This is a genomic window from Clostridioides sp. ZZV14-6154, assembly GCF_020657785.1.
In the GTDB taxonomy this organism is placed as follows: Bacteria; Bacillota; Clostridia; order Peptostreptococcales; family Peptostreptococcaceae; genus Clostridioides.
Map to the genome: position 1 here is coordinate 1 of NZ_JAGWCY010000012.1, position 26,220 is coordinate 26,220.

The window sequence follows — 26,220 nt, forward strand, 5'->3', positions numbered from 1 at the left end:
CGCATCTAGTCAATTATGTTCTAAATGTGGATATAAAAATCCATTAGTGAAGAACTTAGGACTAAGAGAATGGGAATGTCCAGAGTGTGGAGCATTCCACGATAGAGATATCAATGCAAGTATCAATTTACTAAACTTAGCCATATAAATGGTAATCATAAGGGTTAGGAACTAGCCTAATAGCTTGGAGATACTGATAACAATAGTTATCTTGACCAAGAAGCCACCACTTCAAACATTACTGTAGGTAGTTAAGTGGATGGTAGTTCACTATAATAGTTCCAGCTTATGCAAATACAACTGTTGGCAATTCATTTATGTCAGCAGAACAATCATATAAATACTACAATGAATTTATATGGAATGGAAGATATGCAGAGTGTATTTCTTTAGAAGAAACACTTAAAAGAATGAAATAGATAAGTATAGACTACTATATAAGAAAGAAAATTTAGCTAAATAAGGCACATTAATTTGAATTGATGTGCCATTTTAGGTGTAATAATTTATGTAAAATTGATGTGATTTTTATTTCTTTAAATCTAATTTTTCTTGAGTTCCTTTATTTAAGAAACTCTTTTTTTATGTATTTTATGTATTTTATGTATAGAATATATACTTGTATTATAGTTTGTATTTTAGATAAGTTTAATTTTTGTCTTAATCTAAAACAAAAGTTAGACTTAAATGAAATTGAAAAGGCTAAAATTATCAAATAAAATAAATATTGTGGAGGTGATGAAAATCCAGCGATAATATAAAGACTAATCTTAATAAGAAAGTAGGGATTAATAGAAGTGGACAAAGAAATTGTATCAATTCTTCAGATTTTATTAAATAGCACATTGATTACAGCTGATGAACTACAAGAAGAATCTAATGCATCAAAAAGGCAAATTACTTATAGAATAAATAAAATCAATGACATACTTAAAGTAAAAAAAGTACCACTTATATATTTAAGAGCTGATAAAGATATTATTGTTAAAAAAGATACAAAAGATGCAATTAAAGAAATCCTAGAAAAAAACTATTCTAAGAATACTTACTACTTTAGCAAAACAGAAAGACTTTTATATATGTATTTAATGCTTTTTATTAATATGGAGGATATTTCAATTAATCATTTTATAGATTCTATAAAAGTAAGTAGGTCTACTGTAAATCTTGATTTTAAAGATTTGATACCAGAGCTTGAGAAAAAGAACATTAAAGTTAAGAACAATCGTATAAACGGATATTACTTAGTCGGGAATGAGATGGAAATTAGAAGAGTACTTATTAAAAACATTATAGAAACGCTATCTAATGAGAAAAGTTCAAGAGTATTTGATATTTTTATTGAAGAGTATAAGTTAGATAGTTTTGAAGAAGCTAAAAAAATTATATTAACGCTTGTAAAAAAATATGAAATTACTTTTGTTGAAGATAGATTAATAGAGTTCATATATATCTTTATCTTTCTAAAAGCAAGAATGTATTCAAATAGAATAGTTATTCAAGAAAATATAGATATTCCTAATATTGCAGTCATGAGTTCGATGAAGGAATACAAATTTGCTAGGGAACTATTAGAAGTATATGAGAGTAAAGAGAAGATAAAATCTCATAATATAATGTATATTAGTGCTTGGATTTTAGGTATATCAGTAGGAAATGATGAAGAAGATACAGAAGATAGAGCTGTTATTTCAAAAATTGTAAATAAAATGATGACAAAGTTTGGATATTTAAGTGGAGTTTATTATATAAGCCAAGAAAAAATATTTAAGAGACTATATTCTCATTTTAGACCAGCCTATTACAGACTTTTATTTAAATTGCCTATTTATAATCCAATTTGTGAAAAGGTAAAAGAAGAATATAGATTAGTTTACAGAATTGTGAGTAATGCAATGAAAGAGTTTTGTGGGCTATTTGGAGAAGACATTCAAGAAGAGGAATTAGCATATTTAACTATGCATTTTGCAACCCTTTTCTCAGATAAAAAAGAGTTTGATGGACCTAGAAAAAGGAGAGCATTGATAGTTTGTTCAAATGGTGTTGGTAGTTCAGCTATTTTACATGCAGAACTTACAAGCTTGTTCCCTGATTTGCATTTTCTACCAATATTAGAATCCTCTGAGTTGGGAAATATCAGTGAATCTGTAGACATTGTGTTTACTACTAATTATAAGGCAGAGGGTTTAAAAACAGACGTTCCAGTAATTAAAGTTAATCCTGTTATGACCCCAAAAGAAAAATATAAGGTTACACGTGAAGTGTACATTCAATTGGGTGATATTTTTTTAAGGCAACCTAAAATAGATGAGGTTATGGATATAATAAAAAAATATGCAAAAGTAACTTCTGAGAGTATGCTTTCAAGTGAGTTATTAGCTTATTTTATACAGATAGAAAATTTTACGTCTAAGGAAGGAGAAGGACCTATGCTAAGTGACATTACTAATGAAACACTAATAAAACTAAGGATAAAAGCTAAAGATTGGGAGGAGGCTATTAGACAGTCAGCTTCTGTCTTAGTTGAAAATAATAAAGTAACTGAAGACTATGTCGATGCTATGGTTAACTCAGCAAAGGCATCTGGACCATACATAGTAATTACAAAACATGTGGCGCTTCCACATGCTAGGCCAGAAGCAGGGTCAAAAGAAATTGCAATAGGGATTGCTACTTTAGAAAATCCTATTGAGTTTGGAAATGATGATAATGACCCTGTAAAATATGTATTTTGCTTAAGTGCAATAGATAATAATAGTCATTTACGTGCTATGTCTGAGTTAGTTGAATTATTGGAAGAAGAGGAATTCTTTAGAGTTTTAGATAATGCTAAGGAAGCCAATGAAATTATTGATTTTATAAAAAAACACGAATTATAAAAGGGGGATTTAATTATGTATAAAATTTTAATCGCATGTAGAGCAGGAGTTGGCTCAAGTTTGATGTTAAAAATAAAGACTCAACAAATTATTAAGGAAAATAATTTTCCAATTGAAGTAGAGCATGGTTCATTAGACTCATTAAATGGATTCAATGGAGATGCTGTAGAAACATTAATTGATGTTGCTGAAGAGTTAAAAAATAAAGATTTGAAATTTGATATAATTGGAATTCACAACATTGTTGACCGTAATGAAATTAAAACGGCATTAGAAAAATTTCTTGCATCCAAAGAAAAATAAAATTTAATAGAATAAGGAGGGCTATTTATGGAGTTTATTATTAGTTTATTGAGTACACCAGCTGTTTTACTTGGTGTAGTTGCATTTATAGGATTGATTCTTCAAAAGAAACCAGCTGTTGAAGTATTTACTGGAGCTTCAAAAACACTTATAGGTTTCTTGATATTTGGTATTGGTGCTTCAGCTATGACTGGAGCATTACAGAACTTCAATAAATTATTCCAACAAGGTTTTGGAATTACAGGTGTTATAGCTTCACCAGAAGCAGCTACTGCACTTGCACAAGGTACATATGGTTTTGCGGTTTCATGTACATTGATTCTTGGATTCATATTAAACTTAGTTTTTGCACGTATTACAAGATTCAAAAATATTTTCTTTACAACAGGTCATAGTTTATTCTTTTCTTGTGTATTAGTTTTGATTATGAAAGCACATGGATTCGATAATACAATTACTATTTTAGTAGGTGGTACTATCTTAGGATTTATGTCTGCTGCATTACCTCAATTCTGTCAGCCATTTATGCGTGAACTAACAGGTGGGGATGAACAAGCTATTGGTCACTTCAACATGATTGGCTATGGTTTATCAGGTTATATTGGTCGTTTATTTTCAAAGCATAAAGAAGAAACAACAGAAACGATTAAATTTCCTAAGTGGTTATCAATATTCAGAGATTTCTTAATGGGTCTGTCTATAGTTATGCTAATCTTATTCTATGTAGCAACATTAAAAGCTGGTCACGCATTTACTCAGGAACTTGCTGGCTCAACACACTGGTTGGTGTTCCCTCTTATAGAAGCATTTACATTCGTAGCTGGTATGTCAATATTAATGTCAGGTGTTCGTATGTTCTTGGCTGAAATAACTGCAGCATTCGTAATTATTTCAGAAAAATATATTCCAGGTTCACGTCCTGCATTAGATGTACCAACAGTATTTCCATACGCACCAAATGCAGTTATTATTGGATTTATTTCAGCATATGTGGCTGGTCTATTAGCAATTGTTATTATGGCATCACTTCCTAATATATTCCCTGTAGTAATTATTCCAGCCGCTCATATATGTTTCTTTTCAGGTGGTACAGCTGCGGTATTTGGTAATGCATCAGGTGGATGGAGAGGAGCTATTGTCGGCTCATTCGTTGTAGGATTATTTCTTGCATTCTTACCAGTTATACTATATCCAGTTTATGGGACACTTGGTATAGAAGGTGCAACCTTCCCTAACATTGATTATAACGTGGTTGGTTCAATATTACATAATATTTTACAATTTATAAAACCTATCTAAGACATATTAATATTATACAAGGACAATAGGTATTACCATTATAATTTTAAGGAGGATAAATCTATGGTAGAAAATACATTACCTGTATTTCTAGAGAATCTATCTAATGAAGTTGCGACGTTCATTGCTTCAATAGATGAAGTATCTATAAACAAAGCACGTGATTTAATTTTCGAAGCAGAAAGGAATCATGGACGTGTGCATGTAACTGGTATTGGTAAGCCAGGCCATGTATCAGGATATATTTCCTCATTACTTTCTTCAACTGGGACACCAGCATATATATTGCATGGTACAGAAGCAGTACATGGGTCAAGTGGTCAAGTACTTGAGGGTGACGTTGTTATTGCAATATCTAATAGTGGTGAAACTAAAGAATTAAAAGCAACTGTTGAAACATTAAAAGCAAATGGAGCAAAAATAATTGGTGTAAGTGGCAATGTTGATTCATACTTAAAAAATTCTTCTGATATATTCTTATTTGCAGGTGTTAAACAGGAAGGAGATTGCCTTAATAAGGCTCCTCGTGCGTCAATTCTTGCTGAAACTATAGTATTACAATCATTAAGTGTTGCACTTCAGTACGCTAAAGGTCTTGATGCACAGCAGTATTTGAAGTGGCATCCAGGAGGAAGTCTTGGAAAGTCTATTAGAGAGGGAATGTAATTTTATGAAATACAAAGGTATTATATGTGCAATGATAACGCCATTTGATGAAAATCAAAATATCAATCCACATGCAACATGTGAGTTGATTGATTATCTAATTGATAGAGGAATCTATGGATTATTTATTTTAGGAACTAATGGTGAATGCCATGTACTTACAGATGATGAAAAGGTTGAATTTGCAAAAATTGTTATCAATCATACTAATAATCGTGTACCAGTTTTTGTTGGTACTGGTGGCAATTCAACTCGTGAAGTTATAAATTTATCTAAGAGAATGGAAGGCATAGGTGCAAGTGCATTATCGATTATTACGCCATACTTTGTGGCACCAACACAACAGGAATTAATTTTACACTATAAAGCTATTGCTAAGGCAGTTAACTTACCAATTATGATGTATAACATGCCAGGTAAGACAGGAATTAATATTGAACCTGAGTCAGTATATGAATTATCTAAGGTAAAGAATATTGTTGGAATAAAGGATAGTAGTGGTAAGCTTGATAATATAAAAGCTTATATTGAAATAACTAGGAATGAAGACTTCAGTGTATTTTCAGGTTCAGATTCCCTTATTCTTGATACCTTGAAATCTGGTGGGCAAGGTGCTGTAGCAGCCACAGCAAATTTTCTAACAGAGATTGATATTGCTATTTATGATAACTTTATCAAGGGTGATTTAAAAGCAGCTCAAAAAGCTCAAAATAGTATTGAAGAACTTCGTCGTATCCTAAAATTTGGGACTATCCCATCTGTTATAAAGAAAACTGTTGTCTTAAATGGAATTAATGTTGGAACTGCACGACTTCCTGTAACTGAGCCGACTGGAGAAGTACTTGAAGAAATTAAGCAAGTAGTTGAAAATTATAGATCAACGTTTAATAAAGTGTTATAAATAGAGCAGGCAATCATGTTAATGTGTAGAGAATATATGCCTTATAAGCAATATTAATAAATTAAATAGAGATTAAAACGCTTTAATGAATACAGAGGTGAACGATATGAAAAAGATGAATATAACCAAAAAAATGGTAGAATGTGGAGCTCTAGCAATTGTAAGGGCGGAAACACTTGAGCGTGCATGTGAGATTGCTGAAGGCTGTATTAAAGGTGGAGTACCAGTTATAGAAATGAGTTATACCTTGAATAATGCTGGCGAAATTATTCAAGGGCTTAGCAAGAAGTATGGTAAAGTACTTTGTGTAGGAGCAGGAACAGTTTTGGATAGCGAAACAGCTCGTCATGCCATTTTACATGGAGCTCAGTTCATTATTGCACCGAATTACAATGAAGGTGTAGCAAAAACTTGTAATAGATATCAAATTCCTTACGCACCAGGGTGTACATCATTGACAGAAGCAGTAGATGCATTGAGTTTAGGGGCTACCTTTATCAAAGCTTTTCCAATATCAGATTTCTATGGACCTAAACTAGTGAAGGTATTCAAGACACCAATACCTGATATGCCGATATTGGCAAGTGGTGGAATTACTCTTGATAACTTACATATATGGTTGGAAAATGGTGTTGATGTGTGTGGGTTTGGTGGGTTATTAACCAAAGGTAGCGTTGAAGATATTGCTGAAAATGCTAGAAAGATTCGTGAAATAATTAAAAATACAAGAGAAGCTTAAAGTTGGAGCTGTTGCATGAACAATTATAAATTGATGTGTAACAGCTTTCTTTTTTATGTAGAGTAGCTTATTTTTAATATACAAGGAGAAATTCCTCTTCCTCACTGTAGGAGGTGCTCTACTAGATTTTATAAAACAATACATAGAAAATAAAATATCCTAATAGGTGTAACAGATAACCATATTACAAGTAAGTGATACGGTTTATTATTTATAATTTTATTATTTGAAATGTAGATAAATCCAGCAATGCAACTAATAGTTAACAAGATGCAACCATATAAGTCTTGTGAATAAACCAATAGATAAATATAATTTAAATTGAGATGAGGTGATTATGTTGAACTTGGGGGAAAATTTAAAAAGACTAAGAAAAGAAAGAAATTTATCACAAGAACAACTTGCTGAAATGCTAAATGTATCTAGGCAAGCTATATCAAAATGGGAATCTAATAAAACATATCCAGATATAGAAAATCTAATATTATTAAGAAATCTATTTAATGTAACTTTAGATGATTTGATAGTTAATGAAAATAAAACTGAAGTTGAATATACGATTGTACCAAGTAAATTACCTACTGATAATATCACAGATTATGATAAAAATGAGGAAGAAAATGACCCATCAGATAATTTAATTATAGGTGGTTTTATAATTGGTATATCAATTGGATTCATTACAGATAATTTTATGTGGGGGGTAGTTGGTAGTTTTATAGGTATGGGAATTAGCTATATACTGGAATATATAAAAAAAGAGATAGAATAAGTTAAATTTTAAAAAGGTTAAACCTATAGATTTGCAAGATGAGGTATATGAAATGAGTCCAATAGAAATTTTTAAGGCATTAATAGATAACAGGATTAGATTAGGATTATTTTCTTATGCTATATTAAATGATTATAAATTGAGCCAGGGAGAAAAGTATTTTATTAAATTTATTTAAACAATTTTAGTATATCTACTGTAGGATATTTAAAAATAAAACTTTATAATAATGAATAATTAACATAGACCATATAAGATAATTACTTATGTGGTTATTTTTTAGTGAAGAAAGTACTTTTAAAAGTATAACAGAGAACTATATTATAAGTAATAGATACAGTATTTATGTGTATAGTATATAACATAAATATAGAATCAAAAAAATAAAAATAGCAATGGTCAATCGGACTTGTAGAGTTACTACAAAACACTGTAAATAGTATATTTAAATGTATATGATTTTCTATTATTTTGTACATAATTTCAATGGTTTTATCTTATTTTTTCTATTTAGAAAAGGACTGATTTAAAGTTCAAGTTATGATATAATTTCATTAAAAGAAGGCAAATTTTAGATAAATATCAGAAAATTATGGTTAAGAAACAATAAATTCTATCCTATGTATAAAATGAATCAAGTTTTGTTTGCAATAAATCAAACCTAGTGCCTAAATTAAAAGAAATCAACTTTACAAATTGAAGTTTTGTAATAATGTCAATAAATTTTGAAGTTATAGCATTAGGTAAATCAACAATAGCCACACCTTTAGCATTCGAGCTGGACAAAGAAGTATATCTTCGTTGGATTGTATTTTATAAAAAATTGTATTAGGAAGTGAAAAAATTTATACTAAGCCATCAGAAGAAGCAATTAGACAATTCTATTTACAATATTATCTAAGTGTAAATGAATTAGAGCAATCCTGTAATGATATTGAAATATTGATTGATAAAAAATAAATTTTATTTTTAAAAGCGGTTGAGTATGACAGATTGACTGTTTTTTCTTTTATAAACTTAACTACAATAGGTAAGTATTAAAAAGAGATATTTACTTTTCTAAGTATAGGGCTGTATTTGTCAATATAAGTATAATGTGGTATCATATAGGCTCAAAAGAAATTTTATATATTTAAAAATAAAATTAAAAATAATAAATGGAGGACATATAAATATGGAAAATTTGCCAAATTGCCCGAAATGTAATTCAGAATATACTTATGAAGATGGAACGCTTCTAGTTTGTCCAGAATGCTCTCATGAGTGGACATTAGGATTAGATGCAGAAGAAGATACAGACATTATTAAAGATGCAAATGGAAATGTGTTAAATGATGGAGATGCTGTAACAGTAATAAAAGACCTTAAAGTAAAAGGAAGTTCATCCTCTATAAAGATAGGAACAAAAGCAAAAAGTATACGTTTAATTCATGACCCATCTGATGGGCATGATATAGAATGTAAAATAGATGGTTTTGGAGCTATGAAACTAAAGTCTTCTGTTGTCAAAAAAGCATAGTATAAAAAATTTGTGGTATTTATGAAATAATCTATATAGCTATTGTACAGATATAAATTTAAGATTTTAATGTAGTGAAAATTCATTAGGAGGGTAGCTTATGTGTTATTTTTTAAAAGGTGAAAAACAAGATTACTATGTAAATAAAGTAATGGAAGAAATGAAAAAAGTAGTACCTATAGTGTACAGATGCTGTGAAGATAGTGAAGATGGAGAAGCAGTAGCTGGATGTGATAAAAATGGTGAAGTAAAGTTATGGATAACATTTGACCCAAATGAAAGATTAGAAATGGATAAGCATATAGAAAAAGGTACATTACTAGAATATATTATTGGTTAAGAAAGAAATCTTAGTATTTCTTTCTTTTTTTGTGGCAAATTTAGCTTATAGATTTTTAAAGGATAATTTATATATTTTCTTGTGTGAGTGTAATAGATTATTTTTCAATGGGGGTTCTAAATATTTTACCTGTCCTCCTTAATATACTATTATCGCTTTTATCTGGATTTATAAGATATTGTATGTATAAGATATGTAGATAAAAATCAAGGCAAAATTTAAAATAATACAATTTAAAAATGTAACATAAAATTATATTATAAACAAAATTATAATCAGGCGTGGAAAAGAGCAATTACTTTTATTAAGATGTGATAAGATAAATATAAATAAGAAAATCCTAATATACTAGAACTAAGTATCTTCAAAAAATTACTTTATTTTAAATTCATTAAAATAAAAAATTATAACCATATTTTTAATAAATTTTAAAATATAGCTAATATTGACTAAGGAGTTATTTACTAAAAAATAATCAAAATATTTAAAGATATTTTAGGATATAGGTTAAGTCTAAAATAAAAAATAAATGTATGTTAGAAGTATAATCAAATCTAACATATAGTAGGGTTATATGAGAGAGATAGTAATTTATTCGTTATGCGAAAGAGAGGAAAGTTCTAATAAATATTATAAAGATGTATCACTTTTTACCAATCAAGTAATAGATAAAGTTTCCAAATCTACTGGTATATATACAGAAGAATTTAGAGCGTTTATATATCAAAATGAGATAGAATGTGTAAGAAGTAATATAGAATATGTACTTGAACTATTAGTCTTAGGTTTATTATGGAAAATATATATAAATAAATCAATAACATTAAAGAAAATACCGAAAAGTATGCTTATAAAACTATCCAAATTAAGGGAAAAAAACAATCTAAAAAGAACAGCAGATTTTTGTAGAGGAATTTTAGCAACGATATTTTTGAATAAAGAGTATAGAAATAATATAGATTTAACACTGAAAAACTTTAGAAAACTAATTGATTAGTTATCAGCTACAGGAGAATTTAATCAAGAAGTCAAGAGGTTAAAAATATGGTTGGAGCTGAAATAATTAATAGGTGCTATAGAGAAGAATTTTTGAATGCAAAAGAAAAAAGACTGCTTTTACAAAACAAATGGTAGATGTTGAGGATGTAGGTATAATTGGTGTAGCATGCGTACTTAACCTTATATCTGGAGGATGGAAAGTGAAAAATTTTGGATTTGTTCCTCAATGTGTAGTATTAGATTATTGTGGATGCAAAAATCATTGGCATGAAAAAGGTATTGTTACAGATATTAACGTTGATAGATTACTGTATACTATTGGAATAAAGGACACTTTAACTTATAATTAAGAAGAAGTAATTTTGTACAAATAGTTTAAAAATGACTTATTAATAAATATTAATTTATAAAATGCAAAAACAAAAGGAGAATAGATATGAAAGCTATACATAAAGATAAATATAATAATCAACTATTTGAAAGTTTAAAAATTGACTGTGAAAAGTGTTTTGGACTTTGTTGTGTGGCCCTTTATTTCTCTGCTTCAGAAGACTTTCCTGTTAATAAGGAATCAGGTAAACCATGTACTAACTTACAATCAGATTTTAAATGTTCTGTACATAAAAATCTTAGAAGGCAAGGATTTAGAGGTTGTACTACATATGATTGCTTTGGTTCAGGTCAAAAGGTAGCTCAAGTAACATACAAAGGAAAAAACTGGATACAAGAGCCAGAGTTAGCAAACCAGATGTTTGAAGTATTTTTAGTTATGAGGCAGTTACATGAAATGTTATGGTATCTTAAAGAAGCATCTACATTAGATATATCTGATGCAACCAAAGAAAAACTTAATCTAATAATTGAAGAAACTGATAAGATAACTAATATGAGTCCAGAACAACTAATAGATTTAGATATAATATCACATCGAGCAAAGGTTAATTCATTATTGTCACAGGCTAGTGACTCTGTATTAGAAAAAGTCAAATCTTTTGTAAAGAGTTCCAATTTTAAAAATAAGAAAAAATTAAGTAAAAGTATGGATTTAATAGGAGCTGACCTTAGAAAAACAAATTTAATAGGAGCAGATTTAAAAGGTAAATTTCTTATAGCAGCTAATCTAAGGGAGACAGATTTAAGTGGTGCTAATTTGATAGGAGCAGATTTAAGAGACTGCGATATTAGAGGAGCAAATCTTAAAAATAGTGTATTCCTTACACAATTACAGATTAATACTGCAAAGGGAGATTCTAATACAAAGTTACCAGAGATACTAGTACGTCCTAAATACTGGGATAAATAATTAAATTATTACATAACTTTACAAAATATGAACTTTTTTGACTCCAGTTCATAGTATATATTAGAGGTTCTTTAGAGGAATTTCTTAATATATAATATAATAGGAGAGATATAAAAATGAGTTATCAAAATTGTAAATGTGAAAAAGATTATATGTATGAGGATTATAAATATAATAAATGTAATAAATGTAATAAGTGTTATAATGACTATGAAGAAATGACACATGTTCATGAATACTCAGAAAGTGTTAAATTAGCAGAAGAATGTGACGATAGACATAATCATCGTGCTGCAGGAGTTACAGGTGAAGTTATACCAATAAATGGTGGAACAAATCATGTTCATAAAATAAATGATAATGTAGATTTTCTTGACCATTTCCACAAGATATGTGTTACAACAGGTCCAGCAATTAATATACCAGGAACTAATAAGCATGTTCACTTAGTATGTGGAAATACTACTGTTAATGATGGCCACTGCCATAAATTCCTTTTTACTACTCAAATAGAAGCACCTTTAGTATAAACTAAGGTAAATTATTGTAGTAAATTTATTAAATGTAAGTATGTAAATTATAAAAGTGTATTAGAGATAATATTTAAATTTAATGAGGACTATGATATTAACTTTCATAGTCCTTTATAATTTCTATCTTTGATAAAAAAGAATATTAATTATGGAGAGGAGATTATTATGAGTTCTGAAATAGTTTTTGAAATGAAACAAAGAAGTGCAAAAGAATTTCAAGAGATGTTACAAGTTTGGGAATCATCAGTAAGAGCAACACATGATTTTTTAATAGAAAAAGATATTGAATCTTTGAAGCCATTAGTTAAAATTGGTTTGACACAAGTAGAAACTATGGTTTGTGTAAAAGATGATAATATGATTAAAGCCTTTATGGGAATAGATAAAGATAAAATTGAAATGTTATTTATAAAAGGTGAATATAGGAGTAATGGTATTGGAAAAAAACTAATATTATATGCCATAAATAAATACAATATAAAATATGTTGATGTAAATGAACAAAATAAAAAAGCAGTGGGATTTTATACTCACTTAGGGTTTAAAGAGTTTGATAGGTCTGAAATAGATGGGCAAGGGAATCCATATCCAATATTACATATGAAACTAGGTTAGTATAGATTTAGTACTATATTAAATATATAAGCAAATACAAGTTAATAGTAGAAAGCACTTTTTTAAGAAGAAGAAAGTGCTTTTTTTATTTGTGAATAGTCGTAAATAGAATAATTTGTAAGATATTAAATTATAAATTATTAAAAGATAATATATATTTAAGTTATTTACAGGTTAAAATATAATAAAAAGATTAAGGGGATATCATGAAAAAGAGAATTTTAAATAATTTTATAAAATTGGTGAAATATAACTGGAGTACATTAATTCTATTTGAGTTATTTCATAAAGGATTAGCTTTGTTGATTATATTACCATCAATTAAATTTGTATTAAGTAGTTCTATGAAAAGTGCAAATATAGTGTATTTAAGTACTGATAACATAGGAGAAATATTAACGAATCCTCTATCAATAATATTAGCTATACTGTCAATTATAATATTGGCATTTTATATGTTTTTTGAATTTACTTCAGTAATTATTTGTTTTGATAAATCACGAATTTTTGAAAAAATTACTTTGTTTAAACTTATTAAATTATCCTTAAAAAAATCTATAAACATATTGAATCCTAAAAATATATTATTATTTGTGTTTGTATTACTAATAGTTCCATTAACGAATATAGCCTTAACCTCAGGTTTTATAGGGAAAATAAAACTTCCTGAATATATATTGGATTATATAAGTTCTAATATTGTTCTAAATATAATTTATATAGTTTTAATTTTAATATTATATGTATCAGTTATTAGGTGGATTTTTAGTATACATGAAGTAACTCTAAATACAAATAGTTTTAAAGAAGCAAGAAATAAAAGTGCTAGCCTTACAAAAGGAAAAGCAATAAAATTAATACTTTATTCTTTAGGATTGTCTCTAATAGTTACTGTCATAGGGTATATAATTTATCATGTTATTATTATATTGATAGGAATATGGACTAAAAATTACACCAATGCAAACTTTTTAAAAGATATATTTATTAGTAGATGTATTATGTTTAATGATTATGCAGCATTTATTTCATCAATAGCTATATTTATAATTAGTACTGGATTTATTTCTGCATTTTATTATGAATATAATGACATTCGTGTCTATAAAAAGAATCTAGAAAAACAAAAAAACTCAATAGGGGCAGTATTAAAAGTTACTTTGAAAATAGTAGTAATTTTATTTGTCCTACATATTGAGTCAATGATGTACTCTTTAAACAATGATATTTTATTTAATACTTCATTTTTTTATAACACAACAGCAACGGCTCACAGGGTTTCAGCGTTGGTTGCTCCAGAAAACACTATAGCAGCATTTAAAGAAACCTTTATAACTCAAGCTGAATATGCTGAAATTGATGTTCAAGAAACTAAAGATGAAGAGTTGATTTTATTTCATGATTCTAATTTTGAAAGAGTCACTGGTGTAGATAAAAATGTTTGGGAAGTAGATTATGATGAAATTAAGACATATGATGCAGGAAGTCATTTTAGGTCAGATTTTGCTGGAGAGAAAATACCAACTCTTGATGAGGCAATGAAGTATTCTAAGGGGAAAATAAAATTGCTAATAGAAATAAAGTTTAATGGTCATGAAAAAACTGATGTAGAAAAAAGAGTATTAGAGCTAATTAAATCAAATAGACTAGATAGTCAATGTGTTGTAGCATCAATGAATAAAAATGTATTAAAGAGGGTTAAAAAATTAAATCCCAATATGGTAACTTGTTATTTAACAGCAGTTGCATATGGGAATTTTTATGACTGGGACTATGTTGATATATATGGAATAGAGTCCACATTTATAAACAAAAAAGTAGTAGATAACATACATCAAAAAGGAAAACAAGTTTTTGTATGGACTATTAATAGTAGTAAATTAATGAAAAAAATGATTAATTTAAATGTAGATAGTATAATTACAGATAATCCATTTTTAGTAGATGATGTAATTTATTGGCAGAAAAATGGATTTATAAATAGAGTAGCTAATTATTTATTTAGGTAGATTCTTATAAAGATATAATTGAAGTATATTAGACTAAAAATGTGCAAATTGTAAAATAATATATTTATTTTACAATATTTTAAATAACCGTATCATAGTGAAGCGATACGGTTATTTTTATTTGTTAATAACTTTATGTCTGTAATCATTTCCCCATTCATGCATTGAATTTAGAACTGGTTCAAGACTATAACCAGTTTCCGTTAGGGTATATTCTACCTTTGGAGGAACTTCTGGATAAACTTTTCTAGTTACTAAATCACTTTCTTCCATAGACCTTAAGTTTGATGTTAAAACTTTTTGAGTTATGTTTCCAATAGATTTTTTGATTTCACCAAACCTTTTAGTACCATCTAATAGTTCTCGTATAATTAATACCTTCCATCGATTACTGATGAGTTGTAAAGTAATCTCTACAGGACATTCAGGTAAATCTTTTTTCATAAATCATAACATCCTTTCTTTAATAATCCTCTTTAAAGTATTATATCATTTTAGGTAATATGCATAAAAATTTATTTTAAATATATAAGTATTTAAAAATGAAATATACCAATAGTTTCTATTAGGTAACTATAGTACTTTAAAGTGCTTACTATACAGTAGATACTAATGAGTTTATTATATTATTAAAGAAATAAAAAATACAACAAATTATTTTAGGGGGTAGATGAAATGAATGAAGTAGTAAAGTTTTTAAAGGAAAATCCAGTTCAATATTTTGCAACAATAGGAACTGATGGAAAGCCAAAAGTTCGCCCATTCCAATTTATGATTGAAGAATGTGGGAAATTATATTTTTGTACAAGTAATGAAAAAGATGTATTTAAACAAGTTAAAAAAAGTCCATATGTAGAAATAACTACATCAACTCCTGAATTTGCTTGGATAAGACTATGTGGAAAAGTCATATTCTCAGATAATAAGGATATAAAGAAAAAAATAATTGAATCTAGTGAGCTTGTTAAATCAATCTATAAGAATGAAGAGAATCCTACTTTTGAAATCTTTTATCTTGAGGATGCTAAGGCTGTAATCTCAGATTTTTCAGGGGAGCCACCAAAAGAATATAGTATTTAATACAAAAAAATTAATGCTAATAGCTAACAATATTATTCTAACAACATTAAAATAGAATTTAAGTTAGATGATAATATTATCCTTGCTTTAACATAATTAATTCTAATAAAAAGATAAATGTTTAAAAATATTATACGAATCCATCACATTACAAATAAACAAGAGAGTCATATTATATGAAATTAAATGATTCTCTTATTTATTTGTATAAGTTTATATATTGACATTGACGCTACGTAATTCTATATACTTTATTTTAAAGGAGATGATAAAAATGAATATTATAGAGGTACGCTCAGATAAAATATATAAAAAAATAATTAATGCACCTATAAATAAGAAAGAGGATATATACAGATATGAATTGATGAAACCTTTTGAGTTTAAATGGAAGTGTATAAACGTTCCAATCACTGCAAAACAAGAAGGTGGATATGATGTAATTATGGCAAGTGATATGATGGGGGTTTTATCTCCAAGAGATATTAATGAAAATCAAATAAATAGCATAAATATTTTATCTAATGACAAGCTTTGGAACAGGTGTAAAGAAACTATTGAAAATTCCCTAAAGTCTTTTATAAAAGAGGGATATAAATTGAATACTGAGGAGTATAAATTTTCAATATTATTAGCAAATCCAGAAAGCCCTTATACAATATTAAGTGATGGATATTTTGGTGATGGTGGAATTCCAGGATATATATTTTTATCAATAGTTCCAAATGAGTACACTATTAATAGGTTACCAGTAGCACTAGCGCATGAATGTAATCACAATATTCGATTTCAATTTATAAAATGGAGCAATGACATAACTTTGGAAGAAATGATGATAAATGAAGGTCTTGCAGAAAACTTTGCAACATGGATGTTTGGAGATGATATGGTAGGACCTTGGGTTAGTAAGACTGACCTTGAAACACTGAATACCTATATAAAGCCAATAATTAAAAGTGGCTTAAAGGAAACTGGATTTCAAAATATAATATCATATCTTTATGGTGATGATATAGCTAAAATGCAAGGATATTTTCCAGTAGGACTACCTTATTGCGCAGGGTATGCCTGTGGTTACTATATGATTAAGTATTATTTAGAAAAAACAAACAAGTCAATAGTGGAGGCTACATTATTACCATATAGTGAAATTATAGAGGTAATAAGGGAGTTTTGGGATTAAATCTATAAATTGCATAATCTAAAAAAAGATTATGCAATTATTCTATTTTTGAGAAAAATAAATTGACAATGATTTGTAAGAAATATACAATAATATATATAAAGAAATATTTCAATGATAAAATTTTGAAGATTTCATATCTAGTGTATCTAATACTACATGCTAGTTTCTTATTACTTATCTAAATATTATGTATTTCATAGTTACCTGTAAATTTACTATAAAAATATGAAATACACTAAATAATCGACTGAAAAATGAAATATTAATTAAATAAAATTCAAACTATAAAGATTAAATGAATATAATTAAAGTAAATATATAAAATTGAGTACAATACTCAATTTTTAATAGATTGTTAAATTTTAATTACACTTTGTACAATATAACTTATATCATATTTATACTTAAAGAAGCAGTATAATTACAGATATAATTTAATCTGTAAAATTTATATGAAATGGAGATGATGCTATGACAGAATTGATGATTATAAGTGGATTAGTGCTATTGATTTGTATAACCTCAAGCAAGGTATTATATAAATTTGGAGTACCAATATTATTGATTTTTATCTTATTGGGCATGTTATTTGGGTCTGATGGAATGGTAGGAATCTATTTTGATAACTATGAGTTAACAAAGCAATTATGTTCTATTGGATTGATATTTATAATGTTTTTTGGAGGATTTGGAACAAACTGGAACATGGCTAAACCAGTTGCAGTACCTTCTATACTGATGTCTTCATTAGGCGTAATAATTACAGCAGGTGTTACAGGTATCTTTTGTTACATGGTAATAGGAACTAGTTTATTTGAAGGTTTGTTAATTGGAGCAATTGCAGCTTCAACAGATGCTGCATCTGTATTTGCTGTATTACGTTCTCAAAAACTAAACTTAAAAGGTTCTCTTGCTTCATTATTAGAAGTTGAAAGTGGAAGTAATGACCCAATAGCATATATGTTAACATTAATTATTTTGACATTGATGAATAATTCTGGAGTAGAACTTATTATTCCAATGGTAATAAAACAAATAACTTTTGGATTGGCAATAGGATTTATATTGGCAAAATTATCTGTTTATATTTTGAGAAATTCAAATTTTGAAATAGAAGGATTTTATACTATATTTATTACAGCTATTGCGTTACTTTCTTATGCACTTAGTGAGTATGTTGGAGGAAATGGATATTTAAGTGTATATATTTCAGGTATTATTATAGGTAATAGTAAGATACCTCATAAAAGGAGTCTAGTTCATTTCTTTGATGGAATTTCATGGATTATGCAAATAATGTTATTCTTTATGTTAGGATTGTTATCCTTCCCTTCAAAACTACCAAGTGTATTTGGTATAGCAATAGCCATATCTATATTTATGATAATTATTGCAAGACCATTAGCCACATTTATAACTCTAGCAAAATTTAAATTTTCAAACAAAGAAAAATTGTTTATATCATGGGTAGGTCTTAGAGGTGCTGCGTCAGTAGTTTTTGCAATTTATGCAGTTACTCAAGGAGTAGTCATAGAGAATGATATATTTCATATAATATTTTTCATAGCGTTACTTTCAGTAGGACTACAAGGTACGTTGATACCAACTGTAGCAAGGAAGTTAGACTTGGTTGATGATAATACACCTGTATTAAAAACATTTAATGACTATGATGGTGAAATTAGTTCTAAACTTATAGAAGTAAATATAGACGATGATAGTAAGTGGGCTGACAAGAGTATAATGGATTCTAATATACCAGAGGACATATTAATAGTTATGATAAAACGAAAAGAGCAGGTTTTAGTACCTAAAGGGTCAACTGTTATAAAAAGAGGGGATACTTTAGTATTAAGTGGAGACAGAATTGAAGAATTAATATAATTATAATTTATTTAATATTGACTTTAACCTAAGGGTAAGGTTTAAACTTAAATTAATCAAATCTAATGCGCAGGTGATGAGATGTTTTCTATAGGAATGTTTTCTAAAATAAATAAAATAACTACAAAGACACTAAGGTATTATGAAGATATAGGGCTGTTAGAACCAGAATACGTAGACGAATTTACAAAATACAGATACTATACAACAGAACAATTACCAAAATTGCATCAAATAATCACCTTAAAACAAATGGGCCTATCACTAGTTGAAATAAAAGAAATAATAGAAAAGCCTGAAGAGGTGGAAAAGATTTTAATAAACAAAGAAAAAGATATATTAGATGTAATGAGGAATGAAGAATATAAGCTTATTAAACTACGTAATTACCTTAAAAACTTAAAAGGAGAAGTCGATATGAATAATGTAATTATTAAGTCCCTACCAAAAGTTAAAATTGCTTCTATGAGAAAAGTATTAAAGAATTATGATGAGCTTTTCAATTTGTTTCCAAACGTAATGGCTGGAGAAATGATGAAATCAGGATGCACATGTATGGTTCCAGACTATTGTTTCAATATATATCATGATGGTGAATATAGAGAAACAGATATGGATGTTGAGATGTGTCAAGCGATAAATGACCTAAAAGAAGACACGGATTTATTAAAATTTAAAGAAATAGACGAAGTTGAAAATGCAGTTTGTATATTGCATAATGGGCCATATTCAACATTAGGAAAAACTTATGCAGATGCATTTAAATGGATACAAGATAATAAATATGAAGTAATAGGGCATTTTAGGGAATCTTATATAGATGGTATATGGAATAAAGAAAATGAAGAAGAATGGTTAACAGAAATCCAGATACCTGTGAAACATATTTTATAATAAATTAAAATAATATATAAGTAATTAAGTAAGGTCTGTCTAAATAAAAAGATAGACCTTATTTTTATCATATATAGATTTAGATAGAACTGACAAGATAATACTAAATGAAAGGTATTTTAAAATAGATAGTTTTCCTAAAATGATGGATATAGAGTCTCCACATAGTATCCTTGATGTATTTTGGGATTTAGATAAAGTAAAAGATAAGTATTTTATACAAGAAAATAAGTTTTTAAGGGCACTATTAATTATAATGAGTTACAGTAAATAAATAATAATTGCAAGTGAATATTTTGTAAGTGAAAATAAAAAACATATAAAAATAGCACTAAGTAAAAAGGAGAGGACATATCTAGAACAATTAAGTGATACCTTATTTGATTTTGAAGAAATAGGGTATAATTATTATATAATTGATGCTCTTATGAAGTTGGCACTAAGAGAAAGAGTTTCTCTCTATATATATCTGTTGGATTTGGAAATAGGATTAGAAATAAATGGATTATTTAGCAATGTATATATGGGGTTAAATGGAAGTATAGATATAGTTAAGTATATTTGCAGTGTAGAAGGCTTATATGTAAGATAGAGTATCAATTGTATAAAATAGTAATTCTAAGAATAGTAGGTGATTGTATGGAAATATTTGCAATAGGACATTCAAATTATCCATTTGATAAGCTTATTAATATGATAAAAAAATATAATATAAATTGTGTAGTTGACATTAGAGAAACTCCATATTCTAAATATAATATTCAGTATAATAGAGAAACATTCAATGAATCACTAAGAAAGGCTGGATTTGTATATATATACATGGGTAAGGAATTTGGGGCAAAAAGAACTAATAAAGATGTATATACACAAGAAGGTTATGCAGATTTTGAAGAGGTAATAAAGGAAGATATATTTTCAAAAGGAATAGAGAGATTAAAAAAGGGATGTCAAATGGGTTATAAAATAGTTTTATTAGGTGCAATGCAAGAGCCTATAAGATGTCATAGAAGTATTTTATTAGGAAAAATATTAAATAAAGAAGGTTTCGATGTAAAATATATAATGCATGAAGGACATTTAGCATCTCAAGAAGATATAGAAGAGTCATTGTTAGATAAGTATTTTAGTGATAGAAAACAACTTAGTATTGATAATTTGTTAGGAAATGCATTAACAAGAGAAGAGAAGATAAAAGAAGGTAACGAAACAGTTTATAAAAACTTGTAAATACTTATAAAATATTACAATATTTTATAAGTAAAACTGTAGCCTCGTACGTGTAGAAATATACGTAGGACACGACTTGAAAACCAGTAACTCCTAAAGCCTAACGACTACAATAAGAGATAATCAAACTCTTATGAATGTGAAGAAATTCTGAAACAACAGTTAGGATGATATATGGCGAGAGCCTAAGTATTAATACAATGGATGTTTGGTCGCCAAGCCTAGAAATAGGAAGGTCAAACGACTATCTCGAAAGAGAGTACAACTCAAGTGATTGGAGTTGGAAGCGGGTCGCCCTTAACACGTAATGGTGAAGGTGAAGAAATAGTCTACGCACGTTCTGAAAGGAAGTGACTATTAGTGTGAGCGAAATAGTGTCATAGAAGTAGCGTTCTATGGTAAATAGCATAATACTTATAATATTAAATATAAAAACATATAAAAACATATAAAAACATATAAATATAATATTGTTGATGTTTTGTACCCTTGATATAATAAACATATTGGAGGTGTGAAGTATGAAATATTATTCAATAAGTGAATTTGCTAAAAAAATTAGAGTTACTGAACAAACACTTAGAAATTGGGATAAAAAAGGGACTTTTAAGCCACATCATACATCAGATTATGGAAAAAGATTTTATTCTCAAGAACAACTTAATGATTATTTAGGAATAAATCCAGTAGAAGTATCAGATAGAAAAGTGATTGGTTATTGTAGAGTAAGTTCTCATAAGCAAAAGGATGATTTAACAAGGCAAATTGAAAATGTGAGAATGTATATGATAGCAAAAGGATACCAATTTGAAATAATCACAGATATTGGGAATGGGATAAATTATGATAAAAAAGGACTTAAAAAACTTCTAAAGATGATACAGTCTAATAAAGTTGAAAAAGTTGTGATTCTTTACAAAGATAGACTTTTAAGACTTGGATTTGAATTGTTTGAAAACATTTGTAACTATAACAATACTAAGATTGAAATTATAGATAGTACTAATAAAATAGATGAAGAAGAGTTAGTTGAAGATTTAGTGCAGATAATTACTGTATTTAGTTGTAGGTTACAAGGTAAACGAGCAAAGAAAACTAGAAGAATTATTAAGGAGTTAGCAGAAAATGATAAAAGCGAAGAAAGTTAGATTACTCCCAACTAAAGAACAAGAAGAAATGTTTTTTAAGTGTTCTAACATAGCAAGATTTAGTTATAATTATTCTTTAGGTCTTAGAATCAGATATTATAAGATGTTCAAAAAAACTATATCAGAACAGAGATTAAGAAAACATATAACTAAAAGAAAGAAAACTAAATTAAAATTTTTAAGTGAAGTATCTAATGATATACCTAAGCAAGCAGTTAAAGATATGAACCTAGCTTTTAAGAATTTTTTTCAAAAAGGAAACAAAGGATTTCCAAAATTTAAAAGTAAAAGAAAGTCTAAATTATCTTTTTACAATGATGTTTGTAAATTAAAGATAGAAGATAATAATATAATCCAACTTGCTAAAATAGGTAAAGTTAAAACAAGTGAGCAACTTCCAATAAACACTAAATTTACAAATCCTAGAATAAGCTATGATGGTAAGTATTGGTACATATCTATAGGAATTGAAGTAGACGAAAATCAAGTCGGCTTAAATAAAGATTTAGTGATTGGGGTAGATTTAGGACTTAAAAATCTTGCAATATGTTCAGATAACTCTGTATTTAAAAATATCAACAAAACTCACAAAGTCAGAAAAACTGAAAAGAGGTTAAAAAGATTGCAACGTAAGGTTTCAAGAAAATATGATATGAATAAGCAAGGTAATAAGCATTTGAAAACCAAAAATATCTTAAAACTTGAAAAAGAGATAAAACTTATTCATAGAAAACTTACAAATATACGTAATAATCATTTGCATCAGACCACAAACAGTATCATTAAAAAATATCCTTGCAAAATAGTAATGGAAGACTTGAATGTTGGTGGAATGATGAAAAATATCTACCTATCAAAAGCAGTTGCAAACCAAGGTTTCTTTGAATTTACAAGACAAATGGAATATAAATGTAAATTTAATGGAATTGAGTTTGTAAAAGTAGATAGATTTTACCCTTCAAGTAAAAAATGCAGTCAATGTGGTTCTATCAAAAAGAACTTAAAATTGAGTGATAGAATTTATAAATGTGAGTGTGGACTTGAAATTGATAGAGATTTAAATGCAAGTATAAATTTAGCCAACTATGAAAAATTAGCATAGAATCACTTAAAAGACAATGCTGATATGTAGGGTACGTTGTACCCGAATTTACGCCCTTGGAGTGTACTAGAACTTGTGAGTAGAGTATTTGTCAAAAGCATACACATTGAATAGGGAAGAAAAATAATTTTATGAGTTTTAATATGTTTTTATATTAAATTATAAGTATTATGCAACGGTTATAGATTAGCTAATAAAGAAATAGGATATAGAACAGAAAAAATAGGTAAGTAAAATATATTAACTACCCAAAAACTTAAATACTATTTAATAAGAAAAGTTATTATAAATTTGTAACAGTTAAACATGATGTACTAGCTAAGGTCGTTATGTTAAATTAATATTATTATCTAAAGGGTTACATTGTTTTAAAGAGCACATCATGTTGTACTGTTAAAAAATAAAATCTCTAATATTGCCATAATCAACTGTTCTATTAAGAGTAGGATGGCTAGATATAAATCTAACTGTAATCTTTGAATTTAACAAACAAGGATTTGAAGTTAAAAATATTCTATCTCCATTGACAATAGAAGTAATAGCTACTGGTAAAATATCAACAAAGGTATCATATCTATTTCTAGCAATTTGATAAGGATAGTTTCCTACAAAAACAAATAGATTTAAGTCATATATATTATCAATGAACCAAGCCCATTGACCATAAACTTTGTCAATACTTACTGTACCTAAACCAAGTGTATCAAAGTATGTTGCTATAGTTAAATAAATATTTTCCATGTTTTCTAAGTATGAAACAGTATATCTTCTGAAACGTATAGGTGCTGTGGCAGAAATAGGGTAAACCATATTTACATTTAAATTATTAGCATTCAAATTAACCAAATTATCACATCCTAAAAAGAGTCTATAAGATACAATATTTAAATTGATGTGATTTTGTTACAGATATATTATAAGATTTTATAAATTTGTTTTTAGTAGATGTGACTTAAATGACCATGTCCATTACAAAAAATTTTATGAAGCTAATAAAAAATATGTTTATTGTTATTGTTATATAATAGTGGTACAATATTATCGAAATACAGTGATTGCATTTGATATCCAGCTATATTAATCAGTTAATTTAACTCATAAATATTTTAAATCTAGTATCCATAAAAAATAATAAACATAAGATAATTATAAAGATATACTGTGTTCAAATGATATTAAACAAGATTTATATTATTTGAACACAGTATATTATAACGTTAAAAATACAATTCTAAACCTTATGGTATCAATTCATAGTTCGATAAAATAATTAAAAATTAAATTTATATAAAGAGGGAAAAGAGGAAAAGGGATGTTTATAAGGAAGAATGTTATAAAATTAGCGATTCCTATAATGATAGAGCAGACATTTGTTATGCTTCTAGGGGTATTTAATACAATGATGGCAGGTCATATTGGGGAAGAGGCTGTATCTGCAGTTGGAATGGTTGATTCAATCAATAATATATTTATATCTGTATTTGCTGCGCTATCTGTTGGTGCTACTGTTGTTGTAGCTCAACAAATAGGAAAAAGAGATACTGAAAAAGTAAATGAAACTATCAAGCAAGCATTAATATCTGGTGTAATATTATCACTTACAATAACAATATTAATGTGGATTTTTAGAACAGGTGTAATCAATTTGTTTTATGGTTCAGCAGAAGAATTGGTAAAATCAAATGCAAAACTGTACATAGAGTTTACATTATTCACCTATCCATTTATTGCAACACAGCAGATAGCAAATGGTATTCTAAGGGGTTGTGGAGATGTAAAGAAACCTATGTATGTGACTATGTTTATGAATATAGTAAATGTAACATTAGGATATATACTTATATATGGTGTTGATTTAAATACTTTAGGGATAAATTTACAGACACCTTCTTATGGCATAACAGGAGCAGCTATGTCTATTGCCATAGCTAGAATAATTGGATGTATAGTTATTATAAGAGCTTTATTTAAAGGAAATGAATTTATATCTATAGGTAAAATATTTCCATTTAAGATTGATGTTGAAACTCAAAAATCTATATTTAATATAGGTATACCAGCAGGGGTTGAACAATTACTTTTTAATGCAGGTAAATTGATTGTTCAAGTATTTATAGTTACTATGGGAACATCAGCAATTGCATCAAACGCAATAGGAATGTCAATTGCATCTATTATAAATGTAATTGGAAATGCATTAGCCCTGTCTGCTACGACTTTGGTGGGGCAATATATAGGACGGGGAGACATCAAAGGGGCTAAGAGCACTTTGTTATATCTAACTAAATTTGCAACAGTTTGTTTATTTGCAGTAGGTGCTATATTTATACCAATTGCACCATGGATTTCAAGCATGTATACTCAAAACTCTAATGTAATTGATGTATCAACACAATTAATTCGAAGTGATTGTTTAGCTATGGTAATATGGCCTATATCCTTTGTACTATCCGCAGGTCTAAAAGGAGCTGGAGATACTAGATATACAATGATGACAGCTGTAATAGGAATGTGGATTTTTAGGATTTTTACAGGCTACGTATTAGGGGTTGTATTAGAATTTGGAGTGCTAGGAATTTGGATAGGTATGTATACAGATTGGCTTGTTAGAGGAACCTTATATTGTTTGAGATTAAGAGGAACGAAGTGGCTAAAACATAAAGTTGCATAGAATATAAAAAATCACTTTTAGATAGTAAATTCTATTTAAAAGTGATTTTTTATTTAGAGAATATCATAATTATAAGTATGATATATAGAAAAATTAAAATATGTAAATTAAGGCTATAATTATATGGATACTATAAATTATATATTGT

29 protein-coding genes are annotated in these 26,220 nt (G+C 27.8%); 27 read left to right on the forward strand and 2 right to left on the reverse strand.

All coding sequences use genetic code 11. The features are described from left to right. The 17 genes from KGF45_RS16900 to KGF45_RS16980 form a co-directional block, all read left to right on the forward strand. The coding region (locus KGF45_RS16900; protein ID WP_227842932.1) for a transposase at positions 1–148 on the forward strand (148 nt) is incomplete at its 5' end. A gap of 649 nt (positions 149–797) precedes the next feature. Further along, a complete protein-coding gene (locus KGF45_RS16910) occupies positions 798–2,879 on the forward strand; it encodes a BglG family transcription antiterminator (protein ID WP_227842919.1) in 2,082 nt (693 codons plus the stop codon). Between the two features lie 15 nt (positions 2,880–2,894). Further along, positions 2,895–3,182, forward strand: coding sequence for a PTS sugar transporter subunit IIB (locus KGF45_RS16915; protein WP_227828608.1), 288 nt, complete (start codon positions 2,895–2,897; stop codon positions 3,180–3,182). Between the two features lie 27 nt (positions 3,183–3,209). Next, positions 3,210–4,481 (forward strand): PTS ascorbate transporter subunit IIC, encoded by a 1,272-nt coding sequence (locus KGF45_RS16920; RefSeq protein WP_227842920.1) that lies wholly within the window; start codon positions 3,210–3,212, stop codon positions 4,479–4,481. A gap of 63 nt (positions 4,482–4,544) precedes the next feature. Beyond that, positions 4,545–5,147, forward strand: a complete 603-nt coding sequence (locus KGF45_RS16925) for an SIS domain-containing protein (RefSeq protein WP_227828610.1) — start codon at positions 4,545–4,547, stop codon at positions 5,145–5,147. 4 nt (positions 5,148–5,151) lie between these two features. Continuing rightward, positions 5,152–6,048, forward strand: a complete 897-nt coding sequence (gene dapA, locus KGF45_RS16930; RefSeq protein ID WP_227842933.1) for a 4-hydroxy-tetrahydrodipicolinate synthase — start codon at positions 5,152–5,154, stop codon at positions 6,046–6,048. A gap of 106 nt (positions 6,049–6,154) precedes the next feature. After that, on the forward strand, positions 6,155–6,787 hold the full coding sequence (locus KGF45_RS16935; RefSeq protein ID WP_227839122.1) for a ketohydroxyglutarate aldolase: 633 nt from the start codon (positions 6,155–6,157) through the stop codon (positions 6,785–6,787). 337 nt (positions 6,788–7,124) lie between these two features. Then, the gene (locus KGF45_RS16940; protein ID WP_227842921.1) at positions 7,125–7,559 is read left to right on the forward strand and encodes a helix-turn-helix domain-containing protein; all 435 of its coding nucleotides are present in this window, start codon (positions 7,125–7,127) and stop codon (positions 7,557–7,559) included. Between the two features lie 52 nt (positions 7,560–7,611). Next, the gene (locus KGF45_RS20210; RefSeq protein WP_255612776.1) at positions 7,612–7,737 is read left to right on the forward strand and encodes a hypothetical protein; all 126 of its coding nucleotides are present in this window, start codon (positions 7,612–7,614) and stop codon (positions 7,735–7,737) included. 996 nt (positions 7,738–8,733) lie between these two features. Beyond that, a complete protein-coding gene (locus KGF45_RS16945) occupies positions 8,734–9,078 on the forward strand; it encodes a zinc ribbon domain-containing protein YjdM (protein WP_227828613.1) in 345 nt (114 codons plus the stop codon). Between the two features lie 100 nt (positions 9,079–9,178). Then, a complete protein-coding gene (locus tag KGF45_RS16950; RefSeq protein ID WP_227828614.1) occupies positions 9,179–9,418 on the forward strand; it encodes a hypothetical protein in 240 nt (79 codons plus the stop codon). Positions 9,419–9,992: 574 nt separating this feature from the next. Beyond that, entirely contained in the window at positions 9,993–10,415 is a 423-nt protein-coding gene (locus KGF45_RS16955) for a hypothetical protein (RefSeq protein WP_227828615.1), read from the forward strand. Between the two features lie 130 nt (positions 10,416–10,545). Continuing rightward, a complete protein-coding gene (locus tag KGF45_RS16960; RefSeq protein WP_227842922.1) occupies positions 10,546–10,767 on the forward strand; it encodes a DUF116 domain-containing protein in 222 nt (73 codons plus the stop codon). A gap of 86 nt (positions 10,768–10,853) precedes the next feature. Further along, positions 10,854–11,720 carry a pentapeptide repeat-containing protein gene (locus KGF45_RS16965; protein WP_227842923.1) on the forward strand — a complete coding sequence of 289 codons (867 nt, stop codon included), beginning with the start codon at positions 10,854–10,856 and terminating at the stop codon, positions 11,718–11,720. 116 nt (positions 11,721–11,836) lie between these two features. Continuing rightward, a complete protein-coding gene (locus KGF45_RS16970) occupies positions 11,837–12,250 on the forward strand; it encodes a YmaF family protein (protein ID WP_227842924.1) in 414 nt (137 codons plus the stop codon). A 168-nt stretch (positions 12,251–12,418) separates the two neighbouring features. Further along, a complete protein-coding gene (locus tag KGF45_RS16975; protein ID WP_227839115.1) occupies positions 12,419–12,868 on the forward strand; it encodes an acetyltransferase in 450 nt (149 codons plus the stop codon). Positions 12,869–13,074: 206 nt separating this feature from the next. Then, positions 13,075–14,877: a glycerophosphodiester phosphodiesterase gene (locus tag KGF45_RS16980; protein ID WP_227842925.1), complete on the forward strand. Its 1,803-nt coding sequence runs from the start codon at positions 13,075–13,077 to the stop codon at positions 14,875–14,877. A 117-nt stretch (positions 14,878–14,994) separates the two neighbouring features. On the opposite strand, the gene KGF45_RS16985 is transcribed toward KGF45_RS16980, so the two are convergent. Continuing rightward, positions 14,995–15,321: a winged helix-turn-helix transcriptional regulator gene (locus tag KGF45_RS16985; RefSeq protein ID WP_227828621.1), complete on the reverse strand. Its 327-nt coding sequence runs from the start codon at positions 15,319–15,321 to the stop codon at positions 14,995–14,997. A gap of 231 nt (positions 15,322–15,552) precedes the next feature. Between KGF45_RS16985 and KGF45_RS16990 the strand changes: the two genes are divergently transcribed. The 9 genes from KGF45_RS16990 to KGF45_RS17025 all read left to right on the forward strand — a co-directional run bounded on the left by KGF45_RS16990 (position 15,553) and on the right by KGF45_RS17025 (position 23,401). Next, positions 15,553–15,957 (forward strand): pyridoxamine 5'-phosphate oxidase family protein, encoded by a 405-nt coding sequence (locus KGF45_RS16990; RefSeq protein ID WP_227828622.1) that lies wholly within the window; start codon positions 15,553–15,555, stop codon positions 15,955–15,957. 274 nt (positions 15,958–16,231) lie between these two features. Next, positions 16,232–17,140 carry a DUF2268 domain-containing protein gene (locus tag KGF45_RS16995; RefSeq protein ID WP_227842926.1) on the forward strand — a complete coding sequence of 303 codons (909 nt, stop codon included), beginning with the start codon at positions 16,232–16,234 and terminating at the stop codon, positions 17,138–17,140. Positions 17,141–17,614: 474 nt separating this feature from the next. Next, entirely contained in the window at positions 17,615–19,027 is a 1,413-nt protein-coding gene (locus tag KGF45_RS17000; RefSeq protein ID WP_227828624.1) for a potassium/proton antiporter, read from the forward strand. Between the two features lie 96 nt (positions 19,028–19,123). Further along, positions 19,124–19,921 (forward strand): MerR family transcriptional regulator, encoded by a 798-nt coding sequence (locus KGF45_RS17005; RefSeq protein WP_227828625.1) that lies wholly within the window; start codon positions 19,124–19,126, stop codon positions 19,919–19,921. Between the two features lie 142 nt (positions 19,922–20,063). Beyond that, positions 20,064–20,195 (forward strand): hypothetical protein, encoded by a 132-nt coding sequence (locus KGF45_RS20215; protein WP_255612775.1) that lies wholly within the window; start codon positions 20,064–20,066, stop codon positions 20,193–20,195. Between the two features lie 153 nt (positions 20,196–20,348). Continuing rightward, the gene (locus tag KGF45_RS17010) at positions 20,349–20,513 is read left to right on the forward strand and encodes a hypothetical protein (RefSeq protein ID WP_227828626.1); all 165 of its coding nucleotides are present in this window, start codon (positions 20,349–20,351) and stop codon (positions 20,511–20,513) included. A gap of 47 nt (positions 20,514–20,560) precedes the next feature. After that, positions 20,561–21,151 (forward strand): DUF488 domain-containing protein, encoded by a 591-nt coding sequence (locus tag KGF45_RS17015; RefSeq protein ID WP_227828682.1) that lies wholly within the window; start codon positions 20,561–20,563, stop codon positions 21,149–21,151. Positions 21,152–21,672: 521 nt separating this feature from the next. After that, the gene (locus KGF45_RS17020; protein WP_227828627.1) at positions 21,673–22,299 is read left to right on the forward strand and encodes an IS607 family transposase; all 627 of its coding nucleotides are present in this window, start codon (positions 21,673–21,675) and stop codon (positions 22,297–22,299) included. After that, positions 22,277–23,401: a transposase gene (locus tag KGF45_RS17025; RefSeq protein WP_227842927.1), complete on the forward strand. Its 1,125-nt coding sequence runs from the start codon at positions 22,277–22,279 to the stop codon at positions 23,399–23,401. The genes KGF45_RS17020 and KGF45_RS17025 overlap by 23 nt, the downstream gene beginning before the upstream one ends. A gap of 393 nt (positions 23,402–23,794) precedes the next feature. Here the strand turns inward: KGF45_RS17025 and KGF45_RS17030 are convergent, their stop codons facing one another. Next, a complete protein-coding gene (locus tag KGF45_RS17030) occupies positions 23,795–24,247 on the reverse strand; it encodes a staygreen family protein (protein WP_227828629.1) in 453 nt (150 codons plus the stop codon). A gap of 466 nt (positions 24,248–24,713) precedes the next feature. Between KGF45_RS17030 and KGF45_RS17035 the strand changes: the two genes are divergently transcribed. Further along, on the forward strand, positions 24,714–26,072 hold the full coding sequence (locus KGF45_RS17035) for an MATE family efflux transporter (protein ID WP_227828630.1): 1,359 nt from the start codon (positions 24,714–24,716) through the stop codon (positions 26,070–26,072). Positions 26,073–26,220 lie beyond the last annotated feature (148 nt).

Coding starts and splice junctions, on each gene's coding strand:
- KGF45_RS16915 (WP_227828608.1), top strand. CDS start 2,895: ATGTATAAAATTTTAATCGCATGTAGAGCAGGAGTTGGCTCAAGTTTG.
- KGF45_RS16920 (WP_227842920.1), top strand. CDS start 3,210: ATGGAGTTTATTATTAGTTTATTGAGTACACCAGCTGTTTTACTTGGT.
- KGF45_RS16925 (WP_227828610.1), top strand. CDS start 4,545: ATGGTAGAAAATACATTACCTGTATTTCTAGAGAATCTATCTAATGAA.
- dapA (WP_227842933.1), top strand. CDS start 5,152: ATGAAATACAAAGGTATTATATGTGCAATGATAACGCCATTTGATGAA.
- KGF45_RS16935 (WP_227839122.1), top strand. CDS start 6,155: ATGAAAAAGATGAATATAACCAAAAAAATGGTAGAATGTGGAGCTCTA.
- KGF45_RS16940 (WP_227842921.1), top strand. CDS start 7,125: ATGTTGAACTTGGGGGAAAATTTAAAAAGACTAAGAAAAGAAAGAAAT.
- KGF45_RS20210 (WP_255612776.1), top strand. CDS start 7,612: ATGAGTCCAATAGAAATTTTTAAGGCATTAATAGATAACAGGATTAGA.
- KGF45_RS16945 (WP_227828613.1), top strand. CDS start 8,734: ATGGAAAATTTGCCAAATTGCCCGAAATGTAATTCAGAATATACTTAT.
- KGF45_RS16950 (WP_227828614.1), top strand. CDS start 9,179: ATGTGTTATTTTTTAAAAGGTGAAAAACAAGATTACTATGTAAATAAA.
- KGF45_RS16955 (WP_227828615.1), top strand. CDS start 9,993: ATGAGAGAGATAGTAATTTATTCGTTATGCGAAAGAGAGGAAAGTTCT.
- KGF45_RS16960 (WP_227842922.1), top strand. CDS start 10,546: ATGGTAGATGTTGAGGATGTAGGTATAATTGGTGTAGCATGCGTACTT.
- KGF45_RS16965 (WP_227842923.1), top strand. CDS start 10,854: ATGAAAGCTATACATAAAGATAAATATAATAATCAACTATTTGAAAGT.
- KGF45_RS16970 (WP_227842924.1), top strand. CDS start 11,837: ATGAGTTATCAAAATTGTAAATGTGAAAAAGATTATATGTATGAGGAT.
- KGF45_RS16975 (WP_227839115.1), top strand. CDS start 12,419: ATGAGTTCTGAAATAGTTTTTGAAATGAAACAAAGAAGTGCAAAAGAA.
- KGF45_RS16980 (WP_227842925.1), top strand. CDS start 13,075: ATGAAAAAGAGAATTTTAAATAATTTTATAAAATTGGTGAAATATAAC.
- KGF45_RS16985 (WP_227828621.1), bottom strand. CDS start 15,321: ATGAAAAAAGATTTACCTGAATGTCCTGTAGAGATTACTTTACAACTC.
- KGF45_RS16990 (WP_227828622.1), top strand. CDS start 15,553: ATGAATGAAGTAGTAAAGTTTTTAAAGGAAAATCCAGTTCAATATTTT.
- KGF45_RS16995 (WP_227842926.1), top strand. CDS start 16,232: ATGAATATTATAGAGGTACGCTCAGATAAAATATATAAAAAAATAATT.
- KGF45_RS17000 (WP_227828624.1), top strand. CDS start 17,615: ATGACAGAATTGATGATTATAAGTGGATTAGTGCTATTGATTTGTATA.
- KGF45_RS17005 (WP_227828625.1), top strand. CDS start 19,124: ATGTTTTCTAAAATAAATAAAATAACTACAAAGACACTAAGGTATTAT.
- KGF45_RS20215 (WP_255612775.1), top strand. CDS start 20,064: ATGATGGATATAGAGTCTCCACATAGTATCCTTGATGTATTTTGGGAT.
- KGF45_RS17010 (WP_227828626.1), top strand. CDS start 20,349: ATGAAGTTGGCACTAAGAGAAAGAGTTTCTCTCTATATATATCTGTTG.
- KGF45_RS17015 (WP_227828682.1), top strand. CDS start 20,561: ATGGAAATATTTGCAATAGGACATTCAAATTATCCATTTGATAAGCTT.
- KGF45_RS17020 (WP_227828627.1), top strand. CDS start 21,673: ATGAAATATTATTCAATAAGTGAATTTGCTAAAAAAATTAGAGTTACT.
- KGF45_RS17025 (WP_227842927.1), top strand. CDS start 22,277: ATGATAAAAGCGAAGAAAGTTAGATTACTCCCAACTAAAGAACAAGAA.
- KGF45_RS17035 (WP_227828630.1), top strand. CDS start 24,714: ATGTTTATAAGGAAGAATGTTATAAAATTAGCGATTCCTATAATGATA.